This window comes from Allobosea sp. 10L417, assembly GCF_056395485.1.
This window is the reverse complement of the sequence record NZ_JBFTJP010000003.1, coordinates 318,094-330,813: the sequence shown is the minus strand read 5'-3', so window position 1 is coordinate 330,813 and position 12,720 is coordinate 318,094. Positions and strand designations below refer to the sequence as shown.

Annotated in this window: 13 protein-coding genes; 4 read left to right on the top strand and 9 right to left on the bottom strand. The window is 65.5% G+C overall.

The features are described from left to right. Positions 1 to 18 precede the first annotated feature (18 nt). On the top strand, positions 19 to 1,659 hold the full coding sequence (locus tag AC1DE3_RS12015) for a bifunctional aspartate transaminase/aspartate 4-decarboxylase (protein ID WP_441509511.1): 1,641 nt from the start codon (positions 19 to 21) through the stop codon (positions 1,657 to 1,659). 66 nt (positions 1,660 to 1,725) lie between these two features. On the opposite strand, the gene AC1DE3_RS12010 is transcribed toward AC1DE3_RS12015, so the two are convergent. The 9 genes from AC1DE3_RS12010 to AC1DE3_RS11970 form a co-directional block, all read right to left on the bottom strand. Continuing rightward, on the bottom strand, positions 1,726 to 2,142 hold the full coding sequence (locus tag AC1DE3_RS12010) for a DUF1801 domain-containing protein (RefSeq protein ID WP_441509510.1): 417 nt from the start codon (positions 2,140 to 2,142) through the stop codon (positions 1,726 to 1,728). Positions 2,143 to 2,189: 47 nt separating this feature from the next. Continuing rightward, entirely contained in the window at positions 2,190 to 2,600 is a 411-nt protein-coding gene (locus AC1DE3_RS12005) for an SRPBCC family protein (RefSeq protein WP_441509509.1), read from the bottom strand. Beyond that, complete coding sequence (locus AC1DE3_RS12000) at positions 2,597 to 2,929, bottom strand: ArsR/SmtB family transcription factor (protein ID WP_441509508.1); 333 nt, start codon at positions 2,927 to 2,929, stop codon at positions 2,597 to 2,599. Before AC1DE3_RS12000 ends, AC1DE3_RS12005 begins: the two co-directional genes overlap by 4 nt. A gap of 82 nt (positions 2,930 to 3,011) precedes the next feature. Next, positions 3,012 to 3,353, bottom strand: a complete 342-nt coding sequence (locus tag AC1DE3_RS11995; protein ID WP_441509507.1) for a cupin domain-containing protein — start codon at positions 3,351 to 3,353, stop codon at positions 3,012 to 3,014. A 12-nt stretch (positions 3,354 to 3,365) separates the two neighbouring features. After that, complete coding sequence (kduD, locus tag AC1DE3_RS11990) at positions 3,366 to 4,136, bottom strand: 2-dehydro-3-deoxy-D-gluconate 5-dehydrogenase KduD (RefSeq protein WP_441509506.1); 771 nt, start codon at positions 4,134 to 4,136, stop codon at positions 3,366 to 3,368. Continuing rightward, the gene (gene kduI, locus AC1DE3_RS11985) at positions 4,136 to 4,972 is read right to left on the bottom strand and encodes a 5-dehydro-4-deoxy-D-glucuronate isomerase (RefSeq protein WP_441509505.1); all 837 of its coding nucleotides are present in this window, start codon (positions 4,970 to 4,972) and stop codon (positions 4,136 to 4,138) included. The genes kduD and kduI overlap by 1 nt, the downstream gene beginning before the upstream one ends. 10 nt (positions 4,973 to 4,982) lie before the next feature. After that, on the bottom strand, positions 4,983 to 6,263 hold the full coding sequence (locus AC1DE3_RS11980; RefSeq protein ID WP_441509504.1) for a TRAP transporter large permease: 1,281 nt from the start codon (positions 6,261 to 6,263) through the stop codon (positions 4,983 to 4,985). Positions 6,264 to 6,266: 3 nt separating this feature from the next. Continuing rightward, positions 6,267 to 6,800 carry a TRAP transporter small permease gene (locus tag AC1DE3_RS11975; RefSeq protein WP_441509503.1) on the bottom strand — a complete coding sequence of 178 codons (534 nt, stop codon included), beginning with the start codon at positions 6,798 to 6,800 and terminating at the stop codon, positions 6,267 to 6,269. Between the two features lie 185 nt (positions 6,801 to 6,985). After that, on the bottom strand, positions 6,986 to 7,972 hold the full coding sequence (locus tag AC1DE3_RS11970; RefSeq protein ID WP_441509502.1) for a TRAP transporter substrate-binding protein: 987 nt from the start codon (positions 7,970 to 7,972) through the stop codon (positions 6,986 to 6,988). 160 nt (positions 7,973 to 8,132) lie between these two features. On the opposite strand from AC1DE3_RS11970, the gene AC1DE3_RS11965 reads away from it, so the two are divergent. The 3 genes from AC1DE3_RS11965 to rbbA all read left to right on the top strand — a co-directional run bounded on the left by AC1DE3_RS11965 (position 8,133) and on the right by rbbA (position 12,719). Beyond that, a complete protein-coding gene (locus AC1DE3_RS11965) occupies positions 8,133 to 8,822 on the top strand; it encodes a GntR family transcriptional regulator (protein WP_441509501.1) in 690 nt (229 codons plus the stop codon). A gap of 163 nt (positions 8,823 to 8,985) precedes the next feature. Further along, positions 8,986 to 9,990 carry an HlyD family secretion protein gene (locus AC1DE3_RS11960; RefSeq protein ID WP_441509500.1) on the top strand — a complete coding sequence of 335 codons (1,005 nt, stop codon included), beginning with the start codon at positions 8,986 to 8,988 and terminating at the stop codon, positions 9,988 to 9,990. Then, the gene (gene rbbA / locus AC1DE3_RS11955; protein WP_476779765.1) at positions 9,987 to 12,719 is read left to right on the top strand and encodes a ribosome-associated ATPase/putative transporter RbbA; all 2,733 of its coding nucleotides are present in this window, start codon (positions 9,987 to 9,989) and stop codon (positions 12,717 to 12,719) included. Before AC1DE3_RS11960 ends, rbbA begins: the two co-directional genes overlap by 4 nt. The last annotated feature ends 1 nt before the right edge of the window (position 12,720 follow it).

The following is a 12,720-nucleotide window of genomic DNA, read 5'->3' as shown; positions in this document are numbered from 1 at the left end:
TGATCGAGGAGACGTATTATGGCGACTGATTACAGCAAATACGCCAAGCTCAGCCCCTTCGAGCTCAAGGACGAACTGATCAAGCTGGCTTCAAGCCGCGAAAACCGCCTGATGCTCAATGCCGGACGCGGCAATCCGAACTTCCTGGCGACGTTGCCGCGCCGGGCTTTCTTTCGGCTCGGCCTCTTCGCCACGGCGGAGGCGGAGCTCTCCTACTCCTATATGCCCAACGGCATCGGCGGCCTGCCGCAGATCGAGGGCATCGAGGGGCGCTTCGAGCGCTTCATCGCCGAGAACCGCGACCAGCCCGGCGTCGTCTTCCTCGGCCGCTCGCTGAGCTATGTCCGTGATCAGCTCGGCCTTTCGGCTTCCGCGTTCCTGCACGAGATGGTCGAGGGTATCCTCGGCTGCAACTACCCGGTTCCGCCGCGCATGCTCAGGGTGAGCGAGCAGATCGTCGGCCACTACATCGTCAAGGAGATGATCGGGGGCTCCATCCCGCCGGGTAGCGTCGATCTCTTCGCGGTCGAGGGCGGCACTGCCGCCATGACCTATATCTTCAACACGCTGAAGCAGAACGGTCTGGTCAAGCGCGGCGACAAGGTCGCGATCGGCATGCCGGTCTTCACGCCCTATATCGAGATTCCCGAGCTCGACGAATACGGGCTGGTCGAGGTCGCGATCGACGCCGATCCCGAGAAGGGCTGGCAGTATCCGGATTCCGAGCTGGAGAAGCTCAAGGATCCGGCGATCAAGATCTTCTTCTGCATCAACCCGAGCAATCCGCCCTCGGTGAAGATGGATGATCGCAGCCTCGAAAAGGTCGCGGCCATCGTGCGCGAGCACCGGCCGGACCTCTTCATCCTGACGGACGATGTCTACGGCACCTTTGCCGACGGCTTCCGGTCGCTCTTCGCGACCTGTCCGCACAACACGATGCTGGTCTACTCCTTCTCGAAGTATTTCGGCGCGACCGGCTGGCGCCTCGGCGTCGTCGCGACGCACAAGGATTCCATCTTCGACAAGGCGCTGGACGAGCTGCCGAAGAGCGCCAAGCAGGCGCTGGACCGGCGCTATGGCTCGCTCCTGCCGGATGTCAGCCAGCTGCGCTTCATCGACCGGCTCGTCGCCGACAGCCGCACCGTGGCGCTCAACCACACCGCCGGCCTCTCGACGCCGCAGCAGGTCCAGATGGTGCTGTTCTCGCTCTTTGCCTTGATGGACGAGGCCGATGGCTACAAGGCGGAGCTGAAGAAGCTGATCCGCCGCCGCGAGGCGGCGCTCTATCGCGAGCTCGGCGTCCCCCAGGGCAACGACGAGAATGCGGTCGATTACTACACGCTGCTCGATCTATCGGCGGTGGCCAGAGACCTGTATGGGCCGGAGTTCGAGGCCTGGGTGAAGAAGAACGTCAATCCGGACGAGCTGCTGTTCAGGATCGCCGACGAAACCGGCATCGTGCTGCTGCCCGGCCGCGGCTTCGGCACGCGCCAGCCGGCGGGGCGCGCCTCGCTCGCCAATCTGAACGAGTACCAATACGCCAACATCGGCAGGTCTCTGCGCGGCATGGCCGAGGAGTTCTACAAAGTGTTCGAGAAGGGCGGCGGCTCGTCAAGCAAGAAGGGTGGCGGAAAGCCCGGGAAGAAGTCCAAGGGCTGATACGACGGCACAGCGGGAGCCCGCGACTTTCAGTCGTGGGCACTCGATCAAGAAAGGGCCGGCTGCTCAGCCCGAGCGGCCGGCTCTCTTCGTTTTCGACGCGTTCAGCGCAACAGCTGCGCTGATCAGCTCGGCCAGGGCCTTTTCGTCGATCGCATCGCCCTCGTGGAAATCGATGGCCCGGCGGACATTGCCGTCCAGGCTGGAGTTGAACAGGCCGGACGCGTCTTCCAGCGCCGCACCCTTGGCGAAGGTCAGCTTAACCACCGACTTGTAGGTTTCGCCGGTGCAGATCATGCCGTCGCGATACCAGACCGGCACGCCGCGCCATTTCCATTCCTCGACGACATCGGGAACTGTCTGCTGGATCAGGGCGCGGAGCCGGGCCAGCATCTCGCCGCGCCAGTCGCCGAGCTCTGCGATCCGCCCGTCGATCAGTTCGGACGGTGATTTCTCCGTCTGGGTTGCGGTGTCGGCCACCACGCTCTCCCTTCTTCAAATTCTGTGCGTTCACGCCTCTGGACTTGGCCTCAGCCCATCCGCGCCAGCAATTCCCCCAGCGCGGCGAGGAAGCGCGGCCAGCCAGCCCGGGCGCCCTGGAAGTAGCGCGGCTGGTTGTCCCGGAAGCCGGTCTGTTCCATGCGCAGCGCCGTGCCGGCGCCGGCCGGGGTCAAGGTCCAGGTCACCACCGTCTTCAGCTCGTGATCGCCCCATGTGTAGGACAGCGATTTCGTCTCCTCGATCTCCAGCACCTCGCACGAAACGGCGCCCCATTCGGCGCTGAAACCGAAACGATGACCGACGATCGGCTTGAAGTCGTTCTTCATCAGCCACTCCGCGATCAGATGCGGCTGGGTCAGGGCGCGCCAAAGCTTCTCGGGCGGGTGCGGGAATTCTCGCTCGACGACGACGGAGCGGAGTTCGGTGGCTGCTTCGTTCACTCGTCCATCCTCTTGAGCAGATTTTCGAGATCGTCGAATCGGCTCTCCCAGAACCCGCCCATCTGGCTGGTCCAGTCGATCAGCGGCGCCAGCGCCTTCGGTTGTGCGCTGTAGTGGGACTGGCGGCCTTCCTGCCGGTCCCGCACCAGCCCGGCCTGTTTCAACACGGCGAGATGCTTCGACACGGCCGGTTGCGAGACGCCGGCGCGGATCGTCAGGGCTCCCACAGTCTGTTCGCCATCCCTGCACAGCCATTCGAACAACGCCCGCCGTGTCGGATCGGCAAGCGTCCTGAAAAGCTGGTCGTGATCGGTCGAGATCAAAAGCATAACCCGTCAGTTATGGGATTGATCCATAGCTGACGGGTTATGAGAGAGTCAATCCGAACGTGGACAGCCGAGGGCCGTTCCGTCAGGAGACGAAGTCCTGCCGCATCGGTGTGAAGACGTCGACGAGCGTCCCGGCCTCCACGTTGACGGCGCCGTGCACCGCATCCGGCGGCACGGTGAAGCTGTCGCCGGCCTTCAGGCGTTCGGTGCGCCCGGAGATGGTGATGTCGAAGACGCCGCTTTCGACCAGCGAGCATTGGATATGCGGATGGCTATGCGCCGGGCCGATGGCGCCGGCCTCGAAGCGCACGCGCACCATCATGACATTGTCGCGATAGGTCAGGATCTTGCGCGCCACGCCGTCGCCGGCCGGCTCCCAGGCGAGATCGGCATCATGGGCGAAAGGCTCGTTCCTGCGGTCCATGTCGGTTCTCCCTCAGCGCGCGAGCCAGCCGCCATCGACGGGCAGCACGACGCCGTGGATGTAGGCGGCTGCGTCCGAGGCGAGGAACACGGCGGCGCCCCCGAGTTCCTGCGGCTCGCCCCAATGCCCGGCCGGGATCCGAGCGAGAATGGCCGTGTTGCGCTCGGGGTCGGCGCGCAGGGCCTGCGTGTTGTTGGTCGCGAAATAGCCGGGCGCGATCGCGTTGACGTTGATGCCTTTGCCCGCCCATTCGCAGGCGAGCAGCCGTGTCAGCCCGGCAAGCCCGCTCTTCGACGCCGTGTAGGACGGGATGCGGATGCCGCCCTGGAAGGACAGCAGCGAGGCAATGTTGATGACCTTGCCGCCCTTGCCGTCGGCCAGCATGCGCTTGGCCACGCCCTGCGTCAGGAAGAAGGTCGACTTCAGGTTCACGTCCATCACCGCGTCCCAATCGGCCTCGGTGAAGTCGATCGCGTCGGCGCGGCGGATGATGCCGGCATTGTTGACGAGGATGTCGAGCCGCGAGCCGTCGGCCTTCGCTGCCGCCTCGGCCTCTTCCACGATCCGCGGGATCGGCTCCAGCGTCGCGAGATCGGCGGCGATCTCATGGAAGAGCTTGCCGGTCTCGGCGACCAGCGCCTTCGTTTCGGCCATGCTCGAGCGGCCGACCGCGACGATGCCGGCACCGGCCTGGGCGAGCGCGACCGCGATCGCCTGGCCGAGGCCCGTATTGGCCCCGGTGACGATCGCGGTCCGGCCGCCCAAGTCAAAGGCCGAGTGCATCAGCGCAGGTCTCCGGTCGCAACCATGTCCATGTCGGTATAGTCGACATTGTCGCCACCCATGCCCCAGATGAAGGAATAGGCCTTCGTCCCCACGCCGGAATGGATCGACCAGCCGGGCGAGAGGATCGCCTGCTCGTTGGCGATGACGAGGTGGCGGGTCTCCTGCGGCTCGCCCATCAGGTGGAAGACGCGGGCGTCGGCCGGAACGTCGAAATAGAGATAGATCTCGCAGCGCCGGTCATGGACATGCGCCGGCATGGTGTTCCAGATGCTGCCTTCGTCGAGGGTGGTGACGCCCATCACGAGCTGACAGGTGTCGCAGACGCCGGGGATGATGTACTGGCGGATGACGCGCTTGTTGGCGGTCGCCTGCTCGCCGAGCGCGATCGTCCTGGCATCGGCCTCCCTGATCACCTTGGTCGGATGCGCGGCATGGGCCGGCGTCGAGAGCAGGTAGAACTTCGCCGGGTTGCCGGCATCGTCGCTGGCGAAGGAGACCTCGCCCGCTTCCTTGCCGACATAGAGCGCATCGCGTTTGGCGAGCGCGTAATCCTTGCCGCCGACCGAAACCTTGCCGGGACCGCCGACATTGACGATGCCGAGCTCGCGGCGCCTGAGGAAGGCGTCGGTACCGACCGCCTTCGGTGTCGGCAGGACCACCGGTTTGCCCGTCGGCATGGCGCCGCCGACGATGACGCGGTCGAGATGGCTATAGGTCAGCTTGACCTCGCCGGGGGCGAACAGCGTCTCGATCAGGAAGTGGCGTCGCAGTTCCGCCGTGTCGAAACCCTTGACGGCCTCGGGGTGCGAAACCTGGCGAATGTCGATGGTCATGATCAGTCCTTCAGTGGAACAGGCGCGGCAGCCAGAGCGACAGGCCGGGCACATAGGTGACGAGCAGGAGCACGGCGATGCTGGCGCCGTAGAAGGGCCAGATCGTGCGCATGGACTCGCCGATGGAGATGCGGCCGATGGCGCAGGCGACGAACTGCACCGAGCCGACCGGCGGCGTGTTGAGGCCTATGCCGGCGTTGAGGATCAGGATCACGCCGAAATGCACGGGGTCGACGCCGAAGGCCTTCACCACCGGCAGGAAGATCGGCGTGCAGATGATGATCATCGGCGCCATGTCCATGAAGGTGCCGAGCACCAGCAGGATCAGGTTGATCATCAGCAGGATGGTGATGGGATTGTCGGATACCGCCTTCATCGCTGCGATCGTCGCCCGCGGCACCTCGAGGAAGGCCATCAGCCAGCCGAAGGCGCCGGCGGTGCCGATCACCAGCAGCACCATCGCCGTAGTCCGCACCGCGCCCAGCGTCGCCTCGACGAAGGCCGTCCAGGTGAGTTGCCGGTAGACGAAGATCGTGACGAGGATGGCATAGACCACCGCGACGCAGGAGGATTCCGTCGCGGTGAAGACGCCGGAGCGGACGCCGCCGAAGATGATGCCGATCAGGAGGATGCCGGGCAGCGCCAGCACGACATAGCGCCCGACGGTCGCGAAGCCCGGGAAGGGCTCGCGCGGATAGCCGCGCTTCACCGCGACCGCCCAGGCAGCGACCATCAGCGCGGCGCAGAGCAGCAGGCCCGGCACGACGCCGGCGGTGAACAGGTCCGCGATCGAGAGATTGCCGCCGGCCGAGAGCGAATAGATGATCATGTTGTGCGAGGGCGGGATCAGCAGCGCGATGATTGCCGCGTTCGCGGTGACGTTGACGGCATAGTCGGCGTCGTAGCCGCGCTTCTTCATCTGCGGGATCATGAGGCCGCCGACCGCCGAGGCGTCGGCCACGGCCGAGCCGGAGATGCCGCCGAAGAGCGTGCAGGTGACGACATTGACCTGGCCGAGGCCGCCGCGCAGATGGCCGACGAGGCTCGCCGCCATCTGGATCAGCCGCTCGGCGATGCCGCCGCGGATCATCAGGTCGCCGGCATAGATGAAGAATGGGATCGCCATCATCGCGAAGGCGTTCATGCCGGAATTCATCTGCTGGAAGACGACGACGGGCGGCAGGCCCATAAAGGCGACGGTCGCGACGGAGGCGATGCCGAGGCAGAAGGCCACGGGGACGCCGATCAGCAGGAGCAGCGAGAAGACGCCGAAGAGAATCCAGAGTTCCATGGCTCAGGCCTCCTGGCTTTCGCCGAAATGGACGAAGCCGAGCGGAGCCTGTTCTTCACCGGTGATGAAGAGCAGGAGCTTTTCCAGCGCGAACAGGGCGATCAGCGCGCCGCCGGCCGCGATCGGCACATAGTCCCAGCCGCGGGAGATGCCGATGATCGGCATCCGGTCGGCCCAGGTCCCGGCCGCGAGCTGCCAGCCATAGCCCAGCATGGCCAAGCCGAAGGCGCAGACAAGGCCTTCACCAATGACGATCATCGCGGCGCGCAGCGGCGGTGGCGACATCACCAGCCCGACTTCGAAGCCGAGATGGTCGCTTTCGCGCACGCCGACGGCGGCGCCGAGCAGGATGAACCACGACATCAGGAAGAGCGATCCGGCCTCGACCCAGATCGGCGTGTCGTTGAGGACATAGCGGCCGAACACGCCCCAGGCGACCATCACGGTCATCAGGACGAGGCCGGCCCCGGCGGTGATCAGCGCGAACAGGCTGAGCTTGGCGTCGAGGCGTGTCAAAAAGGCGGTGAAGGCGCGCATGGGATGTCCGTGGATGCGGGTTTCTCATCCTGAGCCCTCATCCTGAGGAGCCGCGAAGCGGCTTCTCGAAGGACGGTTCCAGCGATCTCTGGATCATCCTTCGAGACGCGATCTCCGATCGCTCCTCAGGATGAGGGCTTTGGAAAGCGGAGCAGCCGTTTCGAGCCGCCCCACTTGAACGAGGCTCAGTTCACCGCCTGGATGGCGGCGACCATCTCCTTGAGCTTCGGGTCGGTGACGAACTTGTCGTAGACCGGCTTCATCGCATCGATGAAGGGCTTCTTGTCGACCTGGTTGATCTGGGCGCCGCCGGCCTTGACCTTGGCTTCGGACGCCTTCTCGCGCGCATCCCAGAGTTCGCGCATCTTGAGCACCGACTCCTTCGCCGCGGCCTTTATGATCGCCTGATCGGCTGCGTTGAACTTGTCGAAGCTCTTTTTCGACATCACCAGAGCTTCCGGCGAGAGCGAGTGCTCGGTCACCGAATAAAACTTCGAGACCTCGAAATGGCGGGTCGATTCATAGGACGGCCAATTGTTCTCGGCGCCGTCGATCACGCCGGTCTGTAGCGCGGAATAAACTTCGCCGAAGGGCATCGGCGTGGCGTTGGCGCCGAGTGCCGAGACCAGCGCGACGAACATGTCGGACTGCTGGACGCGGATTTTCATGCCCTTCATATCGGCCGGGCTGTTGATCGGGCGCTTGGAGTTATAGAAGGAGCGCGAACCGGAATCGTAGAGCGCGAGGCCGATGAGGTCGTGCTTCTCGAATTCCTTCAGGAGGTTGTCGCCGATCTGCCCGTCCATCGCCTTCCGCATGTGGTCGACGGAGCGGAAGATGAAGGGCAGGGATGGGATGTTGGTCGCCGGGATCAGGTTGTTGAACGGCGCCATGTTGATGCGGTTGATGTCGATGACGCCGAAGCGGGTCTGGTCGATCGTGTCCTTCTCCTGACCGAGCTGGGCGGAGTGGAAGACGTTGATCTTGACGCGGCCCTGGGTGCGCTCCTCAAGCAGCTTGCCCATGTAGCGGACCGCTTCGACGGTCGGGTAGTCGGTCGGATGGATGTCTGCCGAGCGCAGCGTCACGCTCTGGGCGAGGGCGGAGGTCGCCGCAACGGCCGAGATGGCCAGCGCGGCGGTATAGGCAAGGAAACTGCGGCGTGCGGTCATGGTGCGTTCTCCCCTGGGTTCAGACGCCTCGCCGTTTCCCGGCTTGTTCGGTGGCGCGTTGAACGTAAGCTTTCTGTCTGCGAGCCGAGCTTGGCCGCGACAGTCATTGTATGGTAGTATGTAGTTGTATGGTACGCAACAGGCCCTGGAGGTTTTTGGCTTGAGCCTTTCGCTGGCGTCACCCGCCGCTTATCCGGGCGCTTCGGCGGCTGGCCGTGTCGAAGCCGAATTGCGCCGGGCGATCATCGCGCTCGATCTGCCGCCCGGCACGCGTCTCTCGGAGCAGGAGATCGCTCTGAAATACGGCGTATCGCGCCAGCCGGTGCGCGAGGCGCTGATCGCGCTCGCCAAGACGCGGCTCGTCGACGTGCAGCCGCAGCGCGGCACGGTCGTGGTCAAGTTCTCCGTCCGCAAGATGATGGAGGCGCGCTTCGTGCGCGAGGCGGTGGAGGTCGCGATCGTCCGGCAGGCCTGCCTGTCCTTCTCCGCGCAAAGCCGGCAGCGCATCGCCGATCTCCTGGAGATGCAGGACAAGGCCGCGTCGCGGAACGACCATGCTGCCTTCCAGCGCTATGACGAGCTTTTCCATGTCGAGCTGACGGAAGGCGTCGGCATGCCGCTCGCCTGGGAGGCGATCCGGGATATCAAGGCGCATATGGACAGGGTCTGCCAGCTCACCTTGCCGGGGCCGGGCGCGATGCAGCCGCTGGTCGAGCAGCATCGGGGCATCGTGGCGGCGATCGATGCAGGCGACCCCGCGGCGGCCGAGGCCGCGATGCGCCATCATCTCACCGAGATCCTGCGCGCCCTCCCGAAGACCGAGGCTGCGCATCCGGACCTCTTCGAATAGCCGGCTGAGCGTCAAGTCGCGGGCAGGATCAGCGGCATCTGGCCGCGCTTTGGTGCACAATTGAAAGCGGCGTGATGCGAGTATGGGCCTCGCGGACAGCTTCGCGCATGCTATGAAGGCTGCAGAGCTGAACGTTCCAAGCCTGCTCCGTTGGAGATGCTCCATGCGATTTTGTCGAGTAGCCGCCGCAGTTGCCTTCACTGTGCTTCTGCTATCGCCGCCTTCCGCGCAGGCGCAGTCGCGGCTGAAGGCGCTGATCGAAAGATTGCGCGGCGACACGATGCCGGAAGGGATCGTCAAGACCAACGGGCGCATCGAGGCGACGCAGGTCGATGTCGCCTCGAAATATGCCGGCCGCCTGGCGGAGGTCACGGTCAAGGAAGGTGACGAGGTCACGGCCGGTCAGGTGATCGCCCGGATCGCCTCGCCGGAATACGAGGCGCAGCTGCGGGCCGCGCAGGCGCAGGTGCTGCGGGCACGCCAGGCGCTTGCCGAGGCGGAAGCCCTGATCGCCCAGCGCAAGAGCGATCAGATCCTTGCCAGGACTGATGCCGATCGCGGCAAGGAGCTGGTCGAGAAGGGCTATCTCAGCAAGCAGGTCTTCGACCAGCGTTCGGCCAAGGCCGATGCCACCGACGCGGCCTTGCGAGCCGCCCAGGCGCAGCGCGACCAGGCTCAGTTCGCGATCCACGCGTCCGAGGCCGATGCCGAGCAGATCAGGGCGATCCTGGTCGATCTCGTGCTCCTCGCGCCGCGGAGCGGGCGCGTCCAGTACCAACTGGCCCGGACCGGCGAGGTGGTCTCGGCCGGCACGCGCGTCATCACCATCCTCGACCTGTCTGATGTCTACATGACGATCTACCTGCCGGCGGCGCAGGCCGGTCAGCTCGCCCTGGGCGACGAGGCCCGCATCATTCTCGATCCCGTGCCGCAATACGTCATCCCGGCGACGGTCAGCTTCGTCGCGGCCGACGCCCAGTTCACGCCGAAGGCCGTCGAGACTGCCGAGGAGCGCGAGAAGCTGGTCTTCCGCGCTAAACTTCAGGTCGACAAGGATCTGCTCGCCAAATACCACCGGCAGGTGAAGACCGGCGTGCGCGGCCTCGGCTTCGTTCGCACCTCTCCCTCCGCGAAATGGCCCGACTCGCTCGCTGTGAAGCTGCCATGACGGAGGTCGTGCCTGCCGCCAGCCTCGCGGGCGTCACGCACCGCTACGGCAAGGTGACCGCCCTTGATGCGCTGACGCTCGATATCCCCGCTGGCCGCATGATCGGCGTGATCGGGCCGGACGGCGTCGGCAAGTCGACCCTGCTGGCACTCGTCGCCGGCGTGCGAGCGATCCAGCAGGGCAGCGTGCACGCGCTCGGCGGCGATCTCGGCGTCAAGGCCGAACGCGAGGCACGGCGCGGGCGCATCGCCTATATGCCGCAGGGTTTGGGCCGGAATCTCTATCCGACGCTGTCCGTCTTCGAGAATATCGACTTCCATGCGCGGCTCTTCGGGCAGGACGCGGCCGAGCGTCGCCAGCGCATCGATGAACTGCTCACGGCGACGGGGCTGGATCCCTTCGAGGGCCGCCCTGCCGCCAAGCTCTCCGGCGGCATGAAGCAGAAGCTCAGCCTCTGCTGCGCGCTCATCCACGATCCCGACCTGCTCGTCCTGGACGAGCCGACGACCGGCGTCGATCCGCTCTCGCGCGGCCAGTTTTGGGATCTGATCGATACGATCCGCGCCCGCCGGCCCAGCATGAGCGTCATCGTCGCCACCGCCTATATGGAGGAGGCCGAACGCTTCGACTGGCTCGTGGCGATGGATGACGGCAAGGCGATCGCCACCGGAACGCCCGCAGAGCTGCGCCGCAAGGCTGGGCAGTCGACGCTGGAAGCAGCCTTCGTTGCCCTGCTGCCCGAAGCCAAGCGGGCGCAGCACCGCGAGGTCGTGCTCCGGCCGCGGGTCGTGAGCGATGATGCGACCCCTGCGATCGAGGCCGAGGGGCTGACGCGCCGCTTCGGCGATTTCGTCGCCGTCGACCATGTCAGCTTCCGCATCGGCCGCGGCGAGATCTTCGGCTTCCTCGGCTCGAACGGCTGCGGCAAGTCGACGACGATGAAGATGCTGACCGGCCTGTTGCCGGCGACCGAGGGCACCGCGAAGCTGTTCGGCCAGCCGCTCGCCGCCGACGACATGGAGACGCGGCGCAATGTCGGCTACATGTCCCAGGCCTTCTCGCTCTACAGCGAGCTCACGGTGCGGCAGAATCTGCTGCTGCATGCCGAGCTCTATCATCTGCCATCGGCAGAGATTCCCGGCCGCATCGCGGAGCTCCTGACCCGCTTCGACCTCGAGACCGTCGCCGACGAGCGGCCCGACAGCCTCCCGCTCGGTATCCGCCAGCGCCTCCAGCTCGCTGTCGCCGTCCTGCATCGCCCGGCGATGCTGATCCTCGACGAGCCGACTTCGGGCGTCGACCCGATCGCGCGCGACGCCTTCTGGCGCACGCTGATCGACCTCTCTCGCGACGACGGCGTCACCATCTTCCTCTCGACCCATTTCATGAACGAGGCGGAGCGCTGCGACCGCATCTCCTTCATGCATGCGGGCAAGGTTCTGGCGGTCGGCACACCGGAAGAGCTGGTGCAGAAACGCGGCGTCGACACGCTGGAAGAGGCCTTCATCGTCTATCTCAAAGAGGCGGCCGGCATCGAGGACGTGCCGGTGGAAGCTACGGCCATCCCGGCCGCCGCCGCGCAGCCCGCGCGGCCGGCCCGCCGCTTCGATCCGCGCCGGCTCTGGGCCTGCACCCGGCGCGAGACGATGGAGCTGCTGCGGGATCCGATCCGGCTGAGCTTCGCCTTTCTCGGGCCGGTGCTGCTGATGCTGGCCTTCGGCTTCGGCATTTCCTTAGATGTCGAGAACCTGAAATTCGCGGCCTATGATCAGGACAACTCGATGGAGAGCCGGCAGCTGGTCGAGGCCTTCTCCAGCTCGCGCTACTTTAGCGAGCAGCCGCCGATCCGCTCCGCAGCCGAGCTGGACCAGCGCCTGAGAAGCGGCGAGCTGCAGCTCGCGATCGAGATCCCGCCCTCCTTCGGCCGCGACCTGATGGCCGACCGGACGCCTGAGCTCTCGGTCTGGCTCGACGGCGCCATGCCGTTCCGGGCCGAGACGACGCGCGGCTACGTCACCGGGCTGGCGACGCAATACGCGCAGGGCTTCGTGGCCGCCCAGGCCGCGTCGAGCCATGTGCCGTCGCCCGTCACGATCGAGACCCGCTTCCGCTACAATCAGGATTTCAAGAGCGCCAATGCGATGGTGCCGAGCGTGATCATGCTGATGCTGATCCTCATCCCGGCGATCATGTCGGCGATCGGCGTCGTCCGCGAGAAGGAAACCGGCTCGATCGCCAATTTCCGCTCGACCCCGATCAGCCAATTCGAATTCCTGTTCGGCAAGCAGCTGCCCTACATCGCCGTGGCGATGGCCAGCTTCGTCATGCTCGTCATTATCGCGCTGACCGTCTTCGCGGTGCCGATCAAGGGCTCGGCCTGGGTGCTGTGGCTCGCGACCCTGCTCTACGTCTCCGCCACGACCGGCTTCGGCCAGCTCATCTCCAGCTTCACGCGCACGCAGGTCTCGGCTGTTTTTGCCACCGCGATCCTGTCGATCATTCCGGCGGTCAATTTCTCCGGCCTGATGGTGCCGGTCGCTTCGCTTTCGGGCGGTGGCCGTCTCATCGGCATGAGCCTGCCCCCGGCCTGGTATCAGCCGGTCAGCGTCGGTGTCTTCACCAAGGGGTTGGGGCCGAGTGAACTCTGGCCCAATCTCTTGATGCTCGGCTTCTTCTTCCTGCTCTTCCTCGCGGTCGCTCAGCTCGGCCTGCGCAAGCAGGAGGCTTGAG